This is a genomic window from Agrococcus sp. UYP33 (genome assembly GCF_054060915.1).
Genome location: NZ_JBSSDR010000001.1, coordinates 1264955 through 1282695, shown reverse-complemented (window position 1 = coordinate 1282695; position 17741 = coordinate 1264955). Strand labels below are relative to the sequence as shown.

Sequence of the window (17741 nt, the reverse complement as noted above, 5' to 3'; positions counted from 1 at the left end):
TCCATTGAAACTGCGCGACCCCGTACAGTGGCTACGTGCGATCCGATGAGCGGAACAGCCCGAAGGGCATGATCGGCCGTGTATCGGCCGTGCTGAGCGCTTTCAGCGCCGACCAGCCGGTGCTGGGCGTCAACGAGATCGCGCGCCGCGCCGGGCTCGCCAAGTCGGTGACGTCGCGCATCGTCGCCGAGCTGATCGCCGAGGACTTCCTCGAGCCGGCGGAGCGCGGCGTGCGCGTCGGCATCCGCCTCTTCGAGCTGGGCGAGCTCGCGCAGCGCTCGAAGGAGCTGCGGCAGCTCGCGCTCGCGGCCATGGCGGACCTCCGGCAGGCCACCGGCATGACGATTCAGCTCAGCGTGCTCAAGGGCACCGACCAGGTCTACGTCGAGATCCTGCGCGGCCGGGACCCCGACCTCGTGATCCCTTCGCGCGTCGGGGGCCGAGTTCCGGCGTACGCCACCGCTGGAGGGAAGGCGGTGCTGGCGCACTCGTCGCAGGAGGTCGTCGACCTGACGCTCGCCAACGACCTCGTCCAGCTCGGCCCGGGCACGATCACCGATCCGGACGCACTGCTGCGCCACCTGGCACAGGTGCGGTCACAGGGATTCGCGCACGAGGTCGAGGAGTCTCACCGAGGGCTCACGTGCGTCGCGTGCCCCATCCTGCGCGCGGACGGCACCCCGATCGCAGCCATCTCGGCCTCCGGCCCCGCGGGCCGCGTGGACATCCTCCAGTACGTCGCGGCGGTCAAGATCGCCGCCCTCGGGCTCAACCGGCGCATCCGCGCAACATCGGTGTTCAGCGGCCTCTAGCGTTCCGTTCAGCGGATCGCGAGTTGTCACCGGTTTGTGCTGGGCGCCTAGCGTCTCCCCCGTCGCCCGCTCTTGGGCGTCGCGCCGCCAGCGCCGTGGGCAGAGACGCCCCACAGGTCGCCGAAGCGCTCGGACCCACGGCCGGGAGGCGCCAGCATGCAGGCGATGGTGATGTACGAGTCGGGCAGCCCGCTGGTGCTCGAGGACCTCGAGCTCGACAGCCCCGGCCCCGGTGAGCTGCTCGTGCGCATCGAGGCGACCGGCGTCTGCCACAGCGACCTGCACTACGTCAACGGCGGCCTCGCGGCCCGCACCCCCATCGTCCTCGGTCACGAAGGCGCGGGCATCGTCGAGGCGACGGGCGAGGGCGTGACCTCGGTCGCCGTCGGCGACAAGGTCGTGCTGATGTGGCGCCCCCGGTGCGGCGAGTGCGAGTTCTGCCTCGCGGGCCGCCCCGCCCAGTGCACGCTCGGCCGCATTCACGGCCAGACGAACGGGCTGCTGCGCGGTGGCACGCGACTGAGCAAGGACGGCGAGCGCGTGCACCACCTCATGGGCGACGCCTGCTTCGCCGAGCGCGCCGTCGTTTCGCAGGAGTCGGTCATCAAGATCGACAACGACATCCCCTCCGAGATCGCGGCGATCGTGGGCTGCGCCGTCATCACCGGCATGGGCACCGTGCTGAACCGGATGCCGGACCTGGCGGGCAAGAGCGTCGCCATCATCGGCGCCGGCGGCGTCGGGCTCTCCGCGGTGATCGCCGCCGAGCTCGTCGGCGCTGCGCAGATCATCGTGTCGGACGTCGTGCCCGCGCGCCTCGAGAAGGCGCGCCAGCTCGGTGCGACGCACACCATCGACTCGCGCAGCGAGGACTTCGCCGCGCGAGTGCTCGACATCACCGGCAGCGGCGCGCACTACGTGCTCGAGGCCATCGGCCGGCCCACCACGATCCGCGCCGGCTTCGACGCCCTGCGACCGGGCGGCACCGAGGTGATCGTCGGGCTCGGCTCGGTGGGCGAAGAGCTGTCGATCCCCATCAATCTGCTCGTGCAGGGCGACCGACAGGTGGTCGGAGCCCTCTACGGCTCGTCGAACACCCCGCTGCAGCTGCCCGAGATCCTGCGGCTCTACCGCGCCGGCCGCCTGCCCCTCGACCAGCTGCTCGACCGCTCGTTCCCCCTCTCGGAGGCGAACGAGGCGCTCGAGCACCTGCGCACCGAGGCGATCGGCCGCCCCATCCTCATCCCCTGACCCACCCCTTGCAACGCTCGGCATCATCGCTCAAAGGAGAAGCATGACCGTCACGACCGGCGACCCCAACGCCACGACCCCTGCACCGCAGCCCGCCATCGAGGTCTCGGCCTCTGACCGCCGTCGTGCCCTCTGGGGCAGCGCGGTGGGCTCCACCATCGAGTGGTACGACTACTTCCTGTACGGGACGATGGCGACCGCCATTTTCAACGTGCACTTCTTCCCCAGCGAAGACCCGCTCGTCAGCTCGATGCTGACGTTCGCGTCGTTCGCGCTCGCGTTCGTGGTCCGCCCGATCGGCGGCGTCATCTTCAGCCACATCGGCGACCGCATCGGCCGCAAGAAGACGCTGGTCATCACGCTCACGCTCATGGGCGTCGCGACGATGCTCATGGGCGTGCTGCCGAACTACGCGGCGATCGGCGTCGCGGCGCCCATCCTGCTGACGCTGCTCCGCCTCGTGCAGGGCCTGGCGCTCGGTGGCGAGTGGGGCGGCGGCCTGCTCCTCGCGGTCGAGTACGCCCCGCGCAACCGTCGCGGCTTCTACGGCGCCGTGCCGCAGATCGGCGCGCTCGCCGGCCTCGCGCTCGGCAACATCGTCACGATCGCGGCGCGCGCCGTCTTCCCGGAAGAGGCGTTCGAGTCCTTCGGCTGGCGCATCCCGTTCCTGCTGTCGGGCGTGCTGCTCGTGGTGGGCCTGTGGATCCGCAGCCGCATCGACGAGACCCCGTCGTTCCGCAAGGTCCGCGCATCCGGCACCACCCAGAAGCTGCCGATCGCGACCGTGCTGCGCACGTACTGGCGCGAGGTGCTGCTGTCGACCGGCGCGAAGTTCGTCGAGACGAGCACGTTCTTCATCTTCGCGACGTTCTCGATCGGCTTCGCCGTCAGCTTCGGCTACGACTTCGGCACGATCCTCGGATTCCTGCTAGTCGGCTCGATCATCGGCATCGGCGGGATGCTGTTCTACGGCGGGCTCTCCGACCGCATCGGCCGCAAGAAGGTGTTCATCGGCGGGTCGATCGCCGTGGCGATCTTCATCTTCCCGTACCTGGCCATGCTGAGCAGCGGCAACGTCGCGCTCGCCGGCATCGCGATCATCGTGTCGTTCGCCGTCATCTGGCCGACCTACGGCTCGCTCATCGGCACCGTCCTGGCCGAGAACTTCGCGCCCGAGATCCGGTACACCGGAGCCTCGCTCGGCTACCAGCTCGGTGCGGCGATCGTCGGCGGCCCCGCCCCGCTCATCGCCACGGCGCTGCTCGCCGCCTTCTCGGGCAGCTGGGTCCCGGTCGCGGTCTTCGTGGTGTTCTGCGCCGTCATCGGCGCAGGCTCCGTGGCCCTCGTCAAGACGCGTCACAACGAAGAGCTGGATGTCTGAGCAGCTGTACGGCAAGCGGATCCAGGCGCCCCTCGTGGGCGCCTGGATCACGCTCGACTCGCCCGTCGCGACCGAGCAGGTCGCGCGCGCCGGCTTCGACTACGTGTGCGTCGATGGCCAGCACGGGCTGCTCGGCTACTCGGCGCAGCTCGCCGCGCTGCTCGCGATCGGCGCGACGGATGCGACGCCCATCGCGCGCGTCTCGTCGAATGACGCTGCGGAGATCGGACGCGTCCTCGACGCGGGTGCGCGCGGGGTCATCGTGCCGCTCGTGAACTCCGCGGACGAGGCCCGCGCGGCGGCAGCGGCTGCGCGCTACCCGACATCGGGCGGCATCCGCTCGTACGGTCCGATGCGGCTCGGCCCCCACTTCGGCGCGACGCCGAGTGAGACGGACGAGGCCGTCGTGGTGCTGGCGATGATCGAGACGCTGCCCGGGCTCGAGGCGCTCGACGCGATCCTCGACGTCGAGGGCATCGACGGGGTCTACGTCGGTCCCTACGACCTCTCGCTCGCGCTCGGCGCTCAGGTGCCGTTCGAGGATGCGATCCTGCCGCGGCTCGATGCCCAGCTCGAGCGCATCGTCGCCGCGGCATCCGCCCGCGGCAAGATCGCCGGCGTGCACTGCGCCGACGGAGCGCAAGCCCGACGTCGCGCGGAGCAGGGCTTCACCCTCATCACGGCAGCGACCGACGTCTCGTCGCTCCGCGCCGACATGGCGCTGCAGCTCAGCACGGCCCGCGGAACGCAGACGACCGGCGACCGCGCCTACTGACCCCGTTGGGCCGCCTCACCTGCTGGTCGAGTAGCAGCCGGCGAAGCCGGCCGCGTATCGAGACCACCCGTCACTCCACGCTGACCAGCACCATCCCGCCCTCGTCACGGTCGTACGCCGCCGCGACCATCACGAGGTCCCCGTCGACCGTGCCGTTGAGCGTGATCAGCGGATTGGAATCTCCGCCGGAGTCGTCGTCCATCAGGCTCGATGCATCGGCGCTGGACCGTCCCCAAAGGACCGAGTCGAAGTCGGCCTCCGCGCGGATCGACTCCTGACCCGTCGTCACGCGCGCGATGAACACGGCCGGCGCACCCGGTGCGACCTCCAGCGAGGCGCTCTCGCCGACACCCACCACCGTCGAGCCCGTCAGCACCTGCAGCTGGAAACCGGTGCGGTCCCCGCTGTACTCGCCGAGCTCGATCGTGTACGAGCCGGGCTCCAGCACCGCACCGATGAGGGGGTCGCGCGAGCGCATCTCGAACGCGAAGTCGTCGAGCTCGCTGGCGCCGTCATCGTTCTCGAAGTCAGCGTTCCCGCCGACCAGCCGCATGGTGAGGTCCTCACCGTCGGTCGACGCCGCCCCGAGCACGACCGCGGAGCGATCAGCGACGTCGAGCTCGATCTCCGTCGTGCCGCCCGCGGCGATGAAGCCCTCGCGCACGTCGGCGGCGCCGCTCGTGCCGGGCACGACCGGGTCGGTGTTCGGCGCCTGCGGCACGGGCGGGGGTGACGGGATGAAGCAGGCGGTGAGCCCGCCGAGCGTGACGGTGGCAACCGTCGCGGCCCCGAGCATCCGCCTGGTGTGTGCTGCGCGCATGCTGCGGCTCCCTCTCGACGTGACCGGCCACTCCAGTCGATCGTAGGCGGGCCGCTGGCGGAGACTCGCTGCCGCATGCCGCGATGATGGCAGCGTGACCATCCGACGCCGTTCCTCGATCGCTGCCGGGGTGCTCTGGATGCTCAGCGCACTCGTGCACCTCATCACGGAGGCCGTGACCGCCGCCGCCTTCAGCGGCTACTCCTACGCGACCAACTACATCAGTGACCTCGGCATCCCCGAGGTCGGCGAGTACCAGGGCCGAGCCATCGACTCCCCGCTGCACCTGGTGATGAACGTCGGTTTCGTGGTGCAGGGCGCGCTCTTCCTCGCGGCGGCGTGCTTCGCTCTCCGCGTGTGCGCGACCAAGCTCAGCCGACTGCTCGTCGCACTCGCCATCGTCTACGCGATCGGCATCTCGCTCGTCGGCATCGTGCACGGCAGCCAGGCGAGCGACGACGACGGGTCCGCGATCTTCCACGTGCTCGGTGCAGGGATGGCGATCATCAGCGGGAACGTCGTGGCGATCGCGGTCGGCTTCGGCGTCGTCCGCGAGTGTCCGCGATCGCCCTACGCGCTCGCCAGCATCGCGCTCGGCGTGATCGGGCTCTTCGGGCTCGCCATGCTGCAGGTCGACTCCGGGACGACGAGCGTCGACCTGCTGCCGGACGGCGTCTGGGAGCGGATCGCCGTCTACGCGGTCACCGCATGGCAGCTCATCACGGGCACCGTGCTGCTCACGAGGAAGGCTGAGGGATGGGAGGCGCACGTCGCGCCGACGCGAGACGGCGTGACGTCGATGCACCGGTGACCCCGGACGCGCTTGACGAGCAGCGACCTTTGCCGTCAAGTTGCGGCGATAGGGTCGCCCCATGACCGAGCGCACCACCTATCTCCTCGTCGACGGCGAGAACATCGATGCGACGCTCGGGATCTCGGTGCTGAACCGCCGGCCGGAGCCGCAGGAGCGGCCGCGCTGGAACAAGGTGCTGTCGTTCGCCGAGCAGGCGTGGCAGCAGCCGGTGAAGGGCCTGTTCTTCCTCGCCGTGCCCGGCGAGCTGCCGACCCCGTTCGTGCAGGCGCTCATCGCGATGGGCTACACGCCCGTGCCGCTGCGAGGCGAGGGCAAGGTCGTCGACATCGCCATCCAGCGCACGGCGGATGCGCTGGTCGAGCGCGAGGCCGACGTCATGCTCGTCAGCCACGACCGCGACTTCGCGCCGCACATGGCGCGACTGGCCGATCGGGACGCTCGCGTCGGCATCCTCGGCTTCGGCGAGTTCATGGCCGGAGGGTTGCGCGACGTCGACGGCGTCGAGTTCTTCGACCTCGAGTACGACGTCGCAGCCTTCAACAGCCGACTCCCGCGCGTGCGGGTCATCCCGATCGACGAGTTCGACCCGCTGCAGTTCATCTAGGCTGCGCGGTACGGGGCAACCGGCGCGACGCCCGTGTCTCGCGCGGTCGTGACGGTGCGATACTGGAGCGTTGGCGCTCGCGCGATCCGTGAGGCGCCGCATCACCTCACATCCACGCCGCTGTGCGATGCGCGTGCGGTGTGCCGCGCCCGCATCCGCTCCGCGCCCACGCCCCAGGGAGCACCCCATGAGCACCACTCATGCCACCGAAGCCACCACGCCGACCGAGGAGCCGACGTCGATGTCGACCGCCGTGAAGCCGGCCCGCACCAGCCGCCCCTGGCCGTGGATCGTCGCGCTCGTCGTCGTCGCCCTGCTCGGCGCGCTCGGCACGGGCATCGCCGCTTCCTCCGCCGCGAGCGCGCAGTCGGAGCTGACCACGGTCCGCGCCGAGCTCGCCGCGGTCCAGGCCGACTACGCCGACCTCGAGACCCGTGCGGGCATCGCCCAGAGCAGCCTCGACCTCATCCGCGAGCACCGTGACCGCCTCGAGCTGCAGCTCGAGGAGATGCAGGCGTCGCAGGGCTGACGCCCCGCTTGATCGACGAATGCGGCTCGGGCTTCGGCCCGGGTCCCGTTCCTGTTGCGTGGACTCCGATGGCGGTCGCGTTCTATCAGCGTCTGCATGAAGGTCCGAATGACCTTCATGCTTGCGGGAACCTATTCAGCCGGCATTGGGTCGAGCGCTGGCGGCTCTTGACCGCGCCGCTTCGCGTCGCGTCGTTCCTGAACGCGCATCGCTAGGCGCAGCACCGCCTCATCGCCTCGCTCCTGGAGGCCGGATCCGAGAGCCTTCGCCCGAGCTGCTACGTCGCTGCCGAACGAGCCGACCTGGTCTGTCGTCTCAACGGCAAGCTCACGCGCAGCGCGCCGCCATGCCGTCTGGTCCAGCCGTTCGACCTCTGTGAGCGTGAGCTCTGCGTGACGAGCGAACTCAGTTACCGCCTCGTTCAAGTTGTTGGCCCGCTCAGCAAGCCATTGAGCGCTGAACGGATTCGCGACTCGCTTCAGGTTCGTCAGCTCCGAGGAAGCGCGCACGGAGCTGTTGATGGCGTCAAGGCTCTGCACGATGCGATTCGTCCGCATGAGACGCGCGACCCTGACGCCGTCGCGATGCTGCTCGAGCTGCGCCGCTTCCGACTCTGCGACGCGCGCCAGTTCGAGGACGTACTGCCGATCCTGCAGTGCGATAGTGCGGGCGAGCACGCCGAGCCAGAACGAGACGTCACCACTGACCTCCTTCAGCACAGCGGCTACCCGATCGGTGTCCACCGCTCGCTCCTTGACCAGTTCCGCGAGGGCGCTGAGCTGAGCGATCGACTCAGCCTGCATCGTCTGTAGCGCGAGTGAGTTCGACTGCACCTTCGACCACGTCACCGCAGACACGGCGCCTGTCGCCTCGTAGATGCTTTTCGCCTCCTCGATCGCAAAGCTGACGCCGCCGATCTGCCCCAGTGTCTCGATCTTGCGCTGCTTGAGCAAGCGGTCGAGCTTCGCGTCGATCACCTCAAGGTATGCCTGGATGTCGTCCAAGGCTGCCTCGAGCGACGCCTGCGTCATCATGGAGGCAAGCGCCATCGGGGCTGCCGGTGTCAGGAGCGCCGCCTGCTCGAACTTGAGATGCTTGACAATCTGCCCACCCTTGCCGCGGACGACGCCGGTCATGAGCTTGTCTGCCTTGCTTAGTGCCGGACCGTGCTTCTTCACGAGCTCGGCCGACTCCTTCGTCATCTTGATCCAACGCCCGCTGTTCGCTTGCACCTCGCCGACGATTCCCAGCGCCTTGCCCGCAAGCGACAGCGACTGCTGTGTAAGCCGTCGCGTGTCGAGTCCAGCCTGTGTCTCGAAGTGGGTCAGCGCAGCCTCGTCGCCGAGCAGCAGGATGCCGTCGTCGCTCTCGATGACCGCGACCGACCAGTGATCTTCACTCATGTGTTGATTGTGGCCGACTCCTGTGACATCCGTCGCACGTTCAACGACATCGGCGCAGCACAGCCCTGCAGGGTCTTGGCTCGCAGGCGTACGGGCGGCTTACGGCAACATCGAAGTCCACTCCGACCGAGAGTAGGACGGGGCTTCGATGCGCAACTTTCCATGGCGGCCCGGCGCCCTCCACTTCCTGCGGCTCCATCTGTTCGCTCCGTCACGGCTCGGACCACTCCGGTATCCGTCTCCTTGACGAGCCACCGCTAGGTGAGCTAGTCGCCAGCAGCACTCGCTCGAAGCGACTCCAGCTCATCCTTGGACAGTCGACTCGCGGCGTCGGCGCGCTCTCCAATGAAGCGAATACCTTCCCCCTCGAGGGCGCCTCTCTGCGTCCGCGTCTCCAAGGGATCGCTCCATCGAAAGCCGGGGCGAACCTGTCCGTTGACGTCGAGCACTCGCCACAGGTGTACGCAGCCTGGACAACTCATGAAGTGCTGCCCCAGGGGCTGTGCCGCTGTCCCGACTAGCTGAGCCAAGTCGCCGTAGGTCGTCCACCGCGACTCCGGCAGACTGTGGAGCACGGCGTGAAGCTCGCTCCAGTCAAAGGCACTCAAAGCAATAGAGGCTGCGTGTTCCGGCAAAGTACGGCCGTCCTCAGTGGCCCACCACTTCGGGCCCCGCATCGAGCGCTCGATGCCTACAGCCTCTTGCAGCACCATGGCGACGATCTTGCCCGGCCTGTAACTCTCACCGGTGTACTCCCAGCGCAGCGGCTGCCGGACGTCGTTGCTCCATGTTGCGCGGGCCCGGCGTGGATCTGCGTCGAGCCAGTCTTGAATCGCTTCACGAGCGTCGGCATCGACGTCGGTCGTCGGCCTGAGCGTCAGTCGGGTCCCATCGTTCAAGGTCTTTGCCCTAACGAGCCTGACGACCGTGGACGCTTCTCGGCTTCCACTGCGGCGAGACTGCGCTTGCTTGACCTCTGCCCGCAACGGCGAGACCGTGAACTCTTCGACGTCGGCAACAGGAAAGACCTGCGACACGGTCACGATGACTGTCGCGCCATGTTGATACGCCTGGAGTCGTTGAATGGTGATGTCTAGGCCCATCTCGTTCAACCACACGACTGTGGCACTCGTCGTTGGCGAGAACGAGCCGGCAACCAGCACGATTCGCGGCTGACGGAGCACTTCAAGATCGAGCTCGCCGGCATGCTCTTGGATGAGAGCACGCGCTGCTTCCTCGGAGACCAGAGACTCCGCCCGGCTGCTTAGGAATCTGGCGTGATAGCGGACGAGTTCTTCCTCTGTGAATCGTGACGCCATCGCTGCGTATTTGATGGCTTGCATCTCAACGGTGTCAGGGGCTGCATCGCGCTTCAGTTCGGCAAGGACCAAGCGACCACCAGTGTCCAATCCAAGGACGTCTAGCCGATCGCGTTGCCTATCTCCGCGGGCGTCTTGCCAGCGATCGAATTCGAATGTCACCACCATGACGTCCGCGCCGAGAATTTCCGGGCGAGCGAGCACCCATTCCTGAAGGTCCTGTCGCTCCCGCAGTCCCGCGGTTGCGAGTGAAACCGGCGCGAGAGGGGCCACGCACCCCAAGTCCACTGCATAGACGCGCTCGCCTGACATCCGCTCTCCTGAACGTGAGAAGTGTGGTCACGTCAACCTACTCGGTTCGGCTTCGGGTGAAAAGCGCCGACTGCTACGACATGGGCCGGCATGGGAGGACATCTACCCGGCTTCAAGAGTGAGCAACCGCTCGCAGCGGCGACGCGTCGAGCATGTCAGCCGCAGGAGCAGCGCAGCTAGCTCGCATGTCTTCCCGGCACGTACCGAGCCAGCGCAGGTTCTCGATAGGGGTCCGCTCGCGCCGAGCAAGCGTCCCTGCGCCTGGAATGTCGGTCGCCTATCTCCGACTCGGCTGACATGCGGTTTAGGGGTCCCCGGTGAGCGTGTCCAGACCCGGCGCGTCTCCGCGACTTGTGCTCAGCGCCTTGAGGACCTCGAGCGGCGGGGTGCTGCAGCATGAGCAACGCACCCGATGGCATCTCGGCCCATGTGGGCGAGGGCGATGATCTTTTCACCGCCTGCCTGCATCTGCTCTTGGAAACTCGCGAAGCCCATGGCGTCAACCTTCGCGATTGACACCTTGAGTAGGCGAGCTTGCCCCATCACCCGCTCAGGCTGGATCTCGCGGACGGTCCCCCGTCCTCGATCGGATGTCACGGGGCCGCCAAGCGCGTGCCCGAGTGCGAGCGGAGCGGCAAGGCGGTCAGGGCGAAGCCGTCGATGGCGATTAGCGTCACGCGCGCCGTCGCCAGCTCAGCGTCGCCCGAGTAGATGAGCATCCCCGCGGTGATGAGCCGTGCATCGTCGTGCAGCGTTCCAGCCGCGAGCCACCTGATCACATTCTCGAGCCTCACGCCGATCACGAAAATCGTGCCGATGAGGCACGTCATGGCGGCGACGTTGACGGCGGGCCAGACGAGCGCTGCGCGGCCGGTGCCGCGGGCACCTTGATCGGGCCCAATCCACCGCAGCTGTTCTCGATCCGGTCGATCAAAGCGGCGGCGGGTGGCTTCGAAAATAGTCGCTGCTGTCGCCGACGATCGAGAAGCGCCCGCGCGGCGCGTTTCGGGATTGGGTCCGTCACTGCCGTCTTCATCCACGTGCTCATCGTCGTCGTCCCACCGGAATTGGCGACAAGCGCTCATGGCCACGCGTCGCCCGCGACCGCGCTTCCCACGATGAGGGCCGCACGCGGTCCACTGCACCAGGCACACTTGCCGTCGTCTGACGCCCTTGGAGGTACACCAAGGCGTCGCCGACCGTCTGCACGTGATGTCGGAGGTGCGGCGCTCGCTGGCGCACCAGCCGCTCGCCTGCAGCTCGCTCCAGACTGCGGTGCCGGGCGCCAGTCCGGCGCAGCGCGTGCGGTTAGCGCGAACCCGGCGAAGTGACCATCCTCGTCGTGCTCGCTGGATGCGCGCGCGACCGCGTGCGCCGCTTCGAGAGTCTCGTCGTCTAGGTCGATACCTACCGCCTGGTGAACATTGACCAGCGCCACATCAACGCGCGCGGAGTCCGTGGAACCGCACGTCACGGCGGTCGGACGTAGGACTCGGAGGATCGCCGCGCGAATCGTGCACGCAGTTGAGACGGTCTCAGGCCGACCGGTTGCGCCGACTTACGTCGAGCACGGCGAATGTTCGTGAACCAGCCGCGGCATCCGGTATGGCTGCAACAGAGCGGCGGAGACCCTTACAGATCTGTGACGGCCACCAGCCGCGGCGGATAACCGCCGCTACGGATTGCGTTCCGTCGAAGAAGGCGCAGACCGTGCATCATGCTAGCGTCGATGAGCTTGCGGCCAAACGGAGGGACTTGCTCTGGTGACACTGACTCCAGGGACGGACAGGAGGGTCAGTATCAGTGCAGTCGAGCGGCGGGGCGGCTTCTCGGCGCAGACCGTGAACCGGGTCATCACCGCCCTGCTCGGAACGACCACCTCGAAGACGGCGATTCGACACAGGTGGCTCTCGGCTGTGGCAAGTCACGTCGTTTCGGCACGACCTGACATCGCGCCTGAGCTCCTGGGCGTGCTCGGCGTAGAACATGTCGGCGAGGACGTCCTCGCGGGGCTGACGATCGGCGAAATCGGGGTGTGTTACGAGGCCCTGCTGTCCGGGTTGAGCCGCGAAGACCGGAAAAGCTCCGGCCAGTTCTTCACTCCCGATGATGCGGCGCGCTTCATGGCTCGCCAGTCGGCAGATTTCGCGGACGGTGTCTGGCTCGACCCGTGCTGCGGCGTCGGCAATTTGTCGTGGCACCTGGCTCGTGAGCGGCCTAACCCTGGCGAATTTGTGCGTGACAAGCTTGTGCTTGTCGACCGCGATCCCACCGCTCTGAAAAGCGCCGTCACGCTGATCGCCGCGGAGTACGTGAACGTCGACGATGGCGACGCGGTATGGGCTCTCGCTTCGCGCGCCGTGCATCGCGACTTCTTAAGCGAAGCGCCTCTGCCTGATCATGACTTCGCGATCTTCAACCCCCCGTACGCGCGTGCCGAACCGAAGCACAGCTACGAGACCGCCGAGACTCGGGATCTGTTCGCCTACTTCATGGAGCGGATAGCGAAGAGCTCGCGCGGGTTCATCGCGGTGACGCCGGCCTCGTACCTTGCCGCACCGAAGTTTCAGTCCGTGCGTGACGTCCTTCGTCGCACGGCTCGCGGCGGCCAGGTCTTCGTGTTCGACAACGTCCCCGACACGCTGTTCCGGGGGTACAAGTTCGGCTCCAGCAACACCTCGAAGACCAACTTCGTGCGCGCCGCGGTGACTGTGTGCGCGCCCGACAACGTGAAGTGGACTGTTACGCCAATCCTTCGCTGGCAAGTTTCGGCCCGAGCGAATATGTTCGAGCAGTGCTCGCAGCTCTTGGGGCCGGTCCGAATCGGTCCGCACGGCGAGTGGGCGAAGCTCGGACCCGGCTTAGCGACCCTTTGGGACGATCTGGTTTCAGCCGAAACGGCCACTCTTGGGGACTTCGTCACCTCCACAGCGACTCCCTTCCGCTTAGACGTCGCCTTGACGCCGCGGTACTTCATCTCAGCGACATATCGAGTCCTAGAACGGGGTTCGAAGACCACTCTGTATTTCGCTACGGCGGAAGATCGCGATCGCGCGGCGATCGTCCTGAACTCAAGTCTCCCTTACTTGTGGTGGCGCGTGCTCGACGGAGGCGTAACCCTACCTAGGCGGGTGCTCCTGTCGACGCCGATACCGGCACACGTAGCTCCCAAGGCCGCGATCACCGCTCGCCTTCGCAGCTCCGAACAGGAGAACCTGGTCGTCAAGCTAAACGCCGGGCGCGAGAATCAGAACGTCAAGCATCCCAGAGACTTGGTGGAAGCGCTCGACGAGGTCGTCATGCCCGGCAAGCACGACCTTCGCTTGCTGTACGCAAATAGCATGTTTCCCTTGAACGGGCTAGAATCGGACTCGTAGCCCGAGAGACGGAAGGCCCATCTGATGACAAGAAGCGGATCCCCGGAGTTCGACACGTTGCGGCAACACCTGCTTTCGAATCGAGAGGTTAAGCGTGAAGTCGAGTTCGCCTTCTCGTCTCTCCTTGCAGCGGCGAACCCGTCGGACCGCGGTCTGCGCTTTCTGTTCGGGAACGGCGCGGAGTGGATCATGGCGGCCGCAGCGTGGTCGGCGGGAGTACTCACCGCTCCCGCCGGGCACAACGAGAATGGGTTCGACCTGGGAGATCTGCTCAACAAGGCCAAGGGGTTGTGGAGCGTGAAGGCTAGTGCCAGCACCAGCTCCGCGCAGATCCGCCTCAAGAACTTCATGGGCGATGGCATGAACGTCGATTGGACCGAGCCGACCCTATTCGTGGGTCCGTACCTAAGAGGTGCGGTGCTCGTGGACCCGCGCCAGCACACGCACGTCCGCGACGAGCTCCATCACGGTAGCGATGCGCTGATACTTGGCGGAGCGGTTGTGAAAAGATTTGCTCAAGCGAATCCAGCGAACTACGTACCGTTTGACGTGGCAGTCAACCACGGTGGCGGCTCTAATGATCCATATGCATTCGTAAAGTCGGTAATCACGCCAGCTCATTTTCCGGTGTTGTCAAAACCCTTCCTCGCCTCGGCTCCGGTGCGAGAAACGAGCCGGGTGGAAGAGATCACGAAGCTCGCGTTGCTTCGAGACAATGGACTGCTCGATGAGGAGCAGTTCAAGCGAGCCGTCGACGCTGTCCTTCAGTGAGTGCAAGTGGCTTTCTTTTCGCCTGGAGTGGGAATTCGCTGAAGCCGGCACATTAGCTGGTTGACGGGCGCCGAGCAGTCCTGCGCCGACTCGGCATGGCGAACACGCTCGCATCCGGCGCGGCTTGCCGAGCGCGCTAATGGACTGTCGCAAGGTGGCCAAGGGCGACTCCTCGGAACCCTGAGGTGAAGCGTCCCGCCCAGCGTTCTAGACGCCTAGCGGATCGGTCTCGCTCCCCGAAGCTTAAGGGGGAAGAAACGAGCGTCGCTCGCTTGATCACTTGATGCCTGCTCGCTTCAACGACCGATGTATCTCAGTGATCGAGTGTCAAACAACGCGGGGCTCAGCACGATGTCGATGTTTTAACTACCGACTCGGCGGTCAGCCGACGATTCGGCGCGAAGCGACGCAGCGACCGCCATCACTCTCCGTTACGGCGAACTCACGCGCCGTAGCGCCCGAGCTTCGAGCCCGCTGCCCCGTCGCGGCTCCTATGAGGGTCCCGCCTCGTTGACTCAACCGGCACGGGCACATCGACCGGTTGAGGACGCTGCACGCGGGGCCGCATTCCCGCTGTGAAGAAATCGCGGTCTCCCGGAGACCGAATCGGAGTGCGCTCTACGAGCCGAGCGGACCCGGCCACACCTCGATCGCAATCTCGGCGAGCTTCTTCGAACGCGCTTCTATCTCACTCTTAGTCCACACCTCGGATTCCACGATCTGCTTGCTTAGGGCGAGGCGGAGGTGCTGGTCGATCCACGTTCGCTTGATGGCGAATTCGCTGTTCGACATCTCGCTGTTGTATGCCGTCAAGGTGAGATTTCCAAGAGTGTGGCGACGCGTACTCCAGGTGTGAAGGGGTTCTTTGTCTCCCCACTCTGCCATGTCCGCAAACCATGCCGTGCCCACCACCGTTTGAGGCAGTATGTGTTCGACACTGTAGGAAGTGCTCTCCGTACCGCGTTCGATATGAGGAGCCTCTTTGCCTTCGAGGAACTCAGCAAGGCGCTTGAGGACAAGGAAAGTCTGAGTCACGTTCTTGGCTCGATACAAAGCACTTGTGACCGCCGACTCCTTGAGTAGGTCATCGTCCGGCCACCTCCGGACGCTTTCAGATAAAGCCGCTGCAAGATCAGCCCCAAAGCTCTCCGCAGGCGATTTGCGCACTTGAGACACCAGCCGAGCCAGTGTGCTTCGCAGATCGTGAGGTGCAATGGCGCATATAAAACGCCGTACCAGGAGGCTTTCAACTTGCAGAACTGCACGTTTGGCTTGCTCCGATCCGAGCTGCCCGTCACGGAACCGCGTCAGAATCTCGACGAGCAGAGGCTGCGCCGGAGTGTTACCCCACTGACTCTGGAAACGGAGTGATTTCACGACCTCCTTCGGTAGCTTCACCTGCTTGGCGATCTGACTCGCGGCGGGAGAGCCTGCGTCGTCCACGAGCTGGAAGATGCTTGCGTCCTTGCGTATCTGCTCCAAAGCCTTGAGAACGGCTGGTTCCGAGTCCATGCGGTTCAGTTGCCCTATAAGCGCGGCGTACGTACCCTTCTTGGGGACGTTCTTGCCCTGAAGAATCACCCACGCGTGTAGGTGGTTCTCTAGCACTCGCAACCCGAGCTGATCCTCCATCGGCTTCCATATATTTTGGTAGCCAACAGCGTTCTTGGTGGGAAGCTTCATGAAGACAGCATTTCGGATGAGGTCCACCTGTCCCAGTTTCAGCCCGCTGTGATTCAATGTGGCGAAGATTTGGTAGGCACGATCCGCAGGAATGTCCGCGATCGAAACGAGCTCCAGGTCGTTAGCAATCACGGTGAGAAGCGTTTCCCAGTCCCATTGAGACTCAACCACGACGCCTGCATCTTCCGAGTCTTCAGACTCCTCGACGACCCCTTCAGCTTCGGCAGTGCCCGCCGAGAGTTCGTCGCCGCCGTTCTCCTCTTCGCTAAAGTCCGCGTCGGCTGGGACGCCGGCAATCAGCTTCTTGCAGAACCAGTTGTAGGAGCGGAAGATCTCAGATTTGCGATCCGACGCGTCCGAGCCCCGGATGAGCTGCTCGTAGATCGCGCGATTCGCCTGCGCGGGAACGACCCTTAAGGCGTCGTCGTGATCAGCAAACACTAGGAAGTTGTTCGTAACCTTGCGTTTCTGGTCCGCGTCCATGCCGGTATTGTCGCGAATGGCTGCGAGCAGCAGGCTCAGCGTAATGAGCCGCTGTTGCCCGTCGATCACCGGACAGTCGCCGGGCCCGAGCGCCTTCGTGGGCGTCTCACCGATGACAACTGAGCCGATGAAGTGAGTCGATGGAGTGCCCGCGCGACGAAGCTTGTACAACCGCGTGATGTCGCCCCACAGCTCCGGAATCTCGTGAGTCGTCCGCCAGGAATAGTTCCGCTGGTATAGCGGCACCGAGTACGTTCGCTCCGTAGAAATTAGCTTCTTGTAGCTTCCGTAGCCAGTGTCGAGCTTCGTCATGCTGTGAGCATATGTCGTTCTCTCGAAGCGACGCCGTCTAGTCGCGCGTCTTCGCGAGTTTCGTGTCTCGATGTAGCGGTCAACTTCGAGCACTGAGAGTCGAGTCATACCGCCGGGGCTGGCTGAGCGCTTAAGTGCTGACCAACGGAACTGATGCTCGATAGCGATCGCCCGCGCAGCGATGCGGTCAGTCCCCCCGGAGGTCGGCGACGTAGGTGTTAACTGAGCGGGCGCGTCCCAGGGCTGCAGCTGGCATGCGTATGACCGCGACGGCGGGCTCGTCAGCCAGCAGAACTGCGTTGTGCCCGAACGGCGTCGCGATGCAGCTGCGGCCGGTGAAGCCCGGCCCGCATTGGTTCGCATAGACGATCACCACGCCGTTCTCGAGCGCGCGCGCAGGCACCTGCAGCGTGGAGATCTGCGTCGCCGAGTAGTGCCACGCATCGCCGAGCTCTTCGATGCCCTCTTCGACGACGGGCACGGCCGTCGGCACGAGCAGGATGTCGGCGCCGGCGACCGAGAGCGAGCGCGCGAACTCGGGGAACTCCACGTCGTAGCAGATGCCGACGCCCCAGCTCGTGCCGTTCCAATTGACCGGCTCGCCGTAGGCCGCGGCCGGCGTCATCCATTCCTGCTCCACGCCACCGAAGAGGTGGCGCTTGTGCACGCGCGACAGTTCCTCCCCCTCGGGCGAGAAGAACGAGGCCGAGATGTGGTGCGCCGGCCCTACGGTGTCGACGGAGGATGCGACGAGCCCGATCCCGTGCGAGCGGGCGATGGCCGCGAGCGCCGCCCGGATCGCCGCGCCGTCGTGCTTCCAGGCGCGGTCGGGCGCGTAGCCGGTCGCGAACAGCTCGGGCGTCACGACGACGTCGGCGCCCTGCCCGGCTGCGGACGCGACCAACCCGTCGAGCGTCGCGAGGTTCTGGTCGACGTCGTCGATCACGGCGACCCCCTGCGCGACGGCGATCGCGTGGCTCTTCGGCGCATCCATCCGAACATCCTCCCCTGCAGTGGGCCTCGCTGCCATCCGGAGTTGACGACAGCGCCATCGTGCCTCAGTATGACGCTAAACCAAATCGGATTTGGTTTACG

General features: G+C 65.9%; 15 protein-coding genes. 9 read left to right on the top strand and 6 right to left on the bottom strand.

All coding sequences use genetic code 11. The features are described from left to right. Nucleotides 1-35: 35 nt before the first annotated feature. The 4 genes from ACVWW9_RS06305 (at nt 36) to ACVWW9_RS06290 (ending at nt 4219) form a co-directional block, all read left to right on the top strand. On the top strand, nt 36-812 hold the full coding sequence (locus tag ACVWW9_RS06305) for an IclR family transcriptional regulator (protein ID WP_456514821.1): 777 nt from the start codon (nt 36-38) through the stop codon (nt 810-812). Between the two features lie 156 nt (nt 813-968). Further along, nucleotides 969-2063 (top strand): zinc-binding dehydrogenase, encoded by a 1095-nt coding sequence (locus ACVWW9_RS06300; protein ID WP_456514820.1) that lies wholly within the window; start codon nt 969-971, stop codon nt 2061-2063. A gap of 43 nt (nt 2064-2106) precedes the next feature. Further along, on the top strand, nt 2107-3444 hold the full coding sequence (locus ACVWW9_RS06295; protein WP_456514819.1) for an MFS transporter: 1338 nt from the start codon (nt 2107-2109) through the stop codon (nt 3442-3444). After that, entirely contained in the window at nt 3437-4219 is a 783-nt protein-coding gene (locus tag ACVWW9_RS06290) for an HpcH/HpaI aldolase family protein (protein ID WP_456514818.1), read from the top strand. Before ACVWW9_RS06295 ends, ACVWW9_RS06290 begins: the two co-directional genes overlap by 8 nt. A 70-nt stretch (nt 4220-4289) precedes the next feature. Here ACVWW9_RS06290 and ACVWW9_RS06285 read toward each other — a convergent pair whose 3' ends face one another. Further along, nucleotides 4290-5039, bottom strand: coding sequence for a hypothetical protein (locus tag ACVWW9_RS06285; RefSeq protein WP_456514817.1), 750 nt, complete (start codon nt 5037-5039; stop codon nt 4290-4292). Nucleotides 5040-5133: 94 nt separating this feature from the next. Between ACVWW9_RS06285 and ACVWW9_RS06280 the strand changes: the two genes are divergently transcribed. From ACVWW9_RS06280 to ACVWW9_RS06270, 3 genes are all read left to right on the top strand, one after another. Then, the gene (locus ACVWW9_RS06280; protein ID WP_456514816.1) at nt 5134-5850 is read left to right on the top strand and encodes a DUF998 domain-containing protein; all 717 of its coding nucleotides are present in this window, start codon (nt 5134-5136) and stop codon (nt 5848-5850) included. A 61-nt stretch (nt 5851-5911) separates the two neighbouring features. Then, complete coding sequence (locus tag ACVWW9_RS06275) at nt 5912-6457, top strand: NYN domain-containing protein (RefSeq protein ID WP_456514815.1); 546 nt, start codon at nt 5912-5914, stop codon at nt 6455-6457. 187 nt (nt 6458-6644) lie between these two features. Further along, the gene (locus ACVWW9_RS06270) at nt 6645-6986 is read left to right on the top strand and encodes a hypothetical protein (RefSeq protein WP_456514814.1); all 342 of its coding nucleotides are present in this window, start codon (nt 6645-6647) and stop codon (nt 6984-6986) included. Nucleotides 6987-7117: 131 nt separating this feature from the next. Here ACVWW9_RS06270 and ACVWW9_RS06265 read toward each other — a convergent pair whose 3' ends face one another. From ACVWW9_RS06265 to ACVWW9_RS06255, 3 genes are all read right to left on the bottom strand, one after another. Continuing rightward, nucleotides 7118-8389, bottom strand: a complete 1272-nt coding sequence (locus ACVWW9_RS06265; RefSeq protein WP_456514813.1) for a hypothetical protein — start codon at nt 8387-8389, stop codon at nt 7118-7120. Between the two features lie 266 nt (nt 8390-8655). Continuing rightward, a complete protein-coding gene (locus ACVWW9_RS06260; RefSeq protein WP_456514812.1) occupies nt 8656-10020 on the bottom strand; it encodes a hypothetical protein in 1365 nt (454 codons plus the stop codon). A 593-nt stretch (nt 10021-10613) separates the two neighbouring features. After that, a complete protein-coding gene (locus ACVWW9_RS06255; RefSeq protein ID WP_456514811.1) occupies nt 10614-11060 on the bottom strand; it encodes a hypothetical protein in 447 nt (148 codons plus the stop codon). An 801-nt stretch (nt 11061-11861) separates the two neighbouring features. Here ACVWW9_RS06255 and ACVWW9_RS06250 point away from each other — a divergent pair. Next, complete coding sequence (locus ACVWW9_RS06250; protein WP_456514810.1) at nt 11862-13397, top strand: N-6 DNA methylase; 1536 nt, start codon at nt 11862-11864, stop codon at nt 13395-13397. Nucleotides 13398-13421: 24 nt separating this feature from the next. Beyond that, nucleotides 13422-14168: a hypothetical protein gene (locus tag ACVWW9_RS06245; protein WP_456514809.1), complete on the top strand. Its 747-nt coding sequence runs from the start codon at nt 13422-13424 to the stop codon at nt 14166-14168. Nucleotides 14169-14786: 618 nt separating this feature from the next. Here the strand turns inward: ACVWW9_RS06245 and ACVWW9_RS06240 are convergent. Further along, nucleotides 14787-16646 carry a DUF262 domain-containing protein gene (locus ACVWW9_RS06240; RefSeq protein ID WP_456514808.1) on the bottom strand — a complete coding sequence of 620 codons (1860 nt, stop codon included), beginning with the start codon at nt 16644-16646 and terminating at the stop codon, nt 14787-14789. Nucleotides 16647-16833: 187 nt separating this feature from the next. Then, nucleotides 16834-17640 (bottom strand): nitrilase-related carbon-nitrogen hydrolase, encoded by an 807-nt coding sequence (locus ACVWW9_RS06235; protein ID WP_456514807.1) that lies wholly within the window; start codon nt 17638-17640, stop codon nt 16834-16836. Nucleotides 17641-17741: the final 101 nt, after the last annotated feature.

What these genes read in the sequence shown, in the direction of transcription:
- ACVWW9_RS06300 (WP_456514820.1), top strand. Translation starts at nt 969, where the DNA reads ATGCAGGCGATGGTGATGTACGAGTCGGGCAGCCCGCTGGTGCTCGAG.
- ACVWW9_RS06260 (WP_456514812.1), bottom strand. Translation starts at nt 10,020, where the DNA reads ATGTCAGGCGAGCGCGTCTATGCAGTGGACTTGGGGTGCGTGGCCCCT.
- ACVWW9_RS06285 (WP_456514817.1), bottom strand. Translation starts at nt 5,039, where the DNA reads ATGCGCGCAGCACACACCAGGCGGATGCTCGGGGCCGCGACGGTTGCC.
- ACVWW9_RS06265 (WP_456514813.1), bottom strand. Translation starts at nt 8,389, where the DNA reads ATGAGTGAAGATCACTGGTCGGTCGCGGTCATCGAGAGCGACGACGGC.
- ACVWW9_RS06245 (WP_456514809.1), top strand. Translation starts at nt 13,422, where the DNA reads ATGACAAGAAGCGGATCCCCGGAGTTCGACACGTTGCGGCAACACCTG.
- ACVWW9_RS06295 (WP_456514819.1), top strand. Translation starts at nt 2,107, where the DNA reads ATGACCGTCACGACCGGCGACCCCAACGCCACGACCCCTGCACCGCAG.
- ACVWW9_RS06240 (WP_456514808.1), bottom strand. Translation starts at nt 16,646, where the DNA reads ATGACGAAGCTCGACACTGGCTACGGAAGCTACAAGAAGCTAATTTCT.
- ACVWW9_RS06275 (WP_456514815.1), top strand. Translation starts at nt 5,912, where the DNA reads ATGACCGAGCGCACCACCTATCTCCTCGTCGACGGCGAGAACATCGAT.
- ACVWW9_RS06270 (WP_456514814.1), top strand. Translation starts at nt 6,645, where the DNA reads ATGAGCACCACTCATGCCACCGAAGCCACCACGCCGACCGAGGAGCCG.
- ACVWW9_RS06235 (WP_456514807.1), bottom strand. Translation starts at nt 17,640, where the DNA reads ATGGATGCGCCGAAGAGCCACGCGATCGCCGTCGCGCAGGGGGTCGCC.
- ACVWW9_RS06290 (WP_456514818.1), top strand. Translation starts at nt 3,437, where the DNA reads ATGTCTGAGCAGCTGTACGGCAAGCGGATCCAGGCGCCCCTCGTGGGC.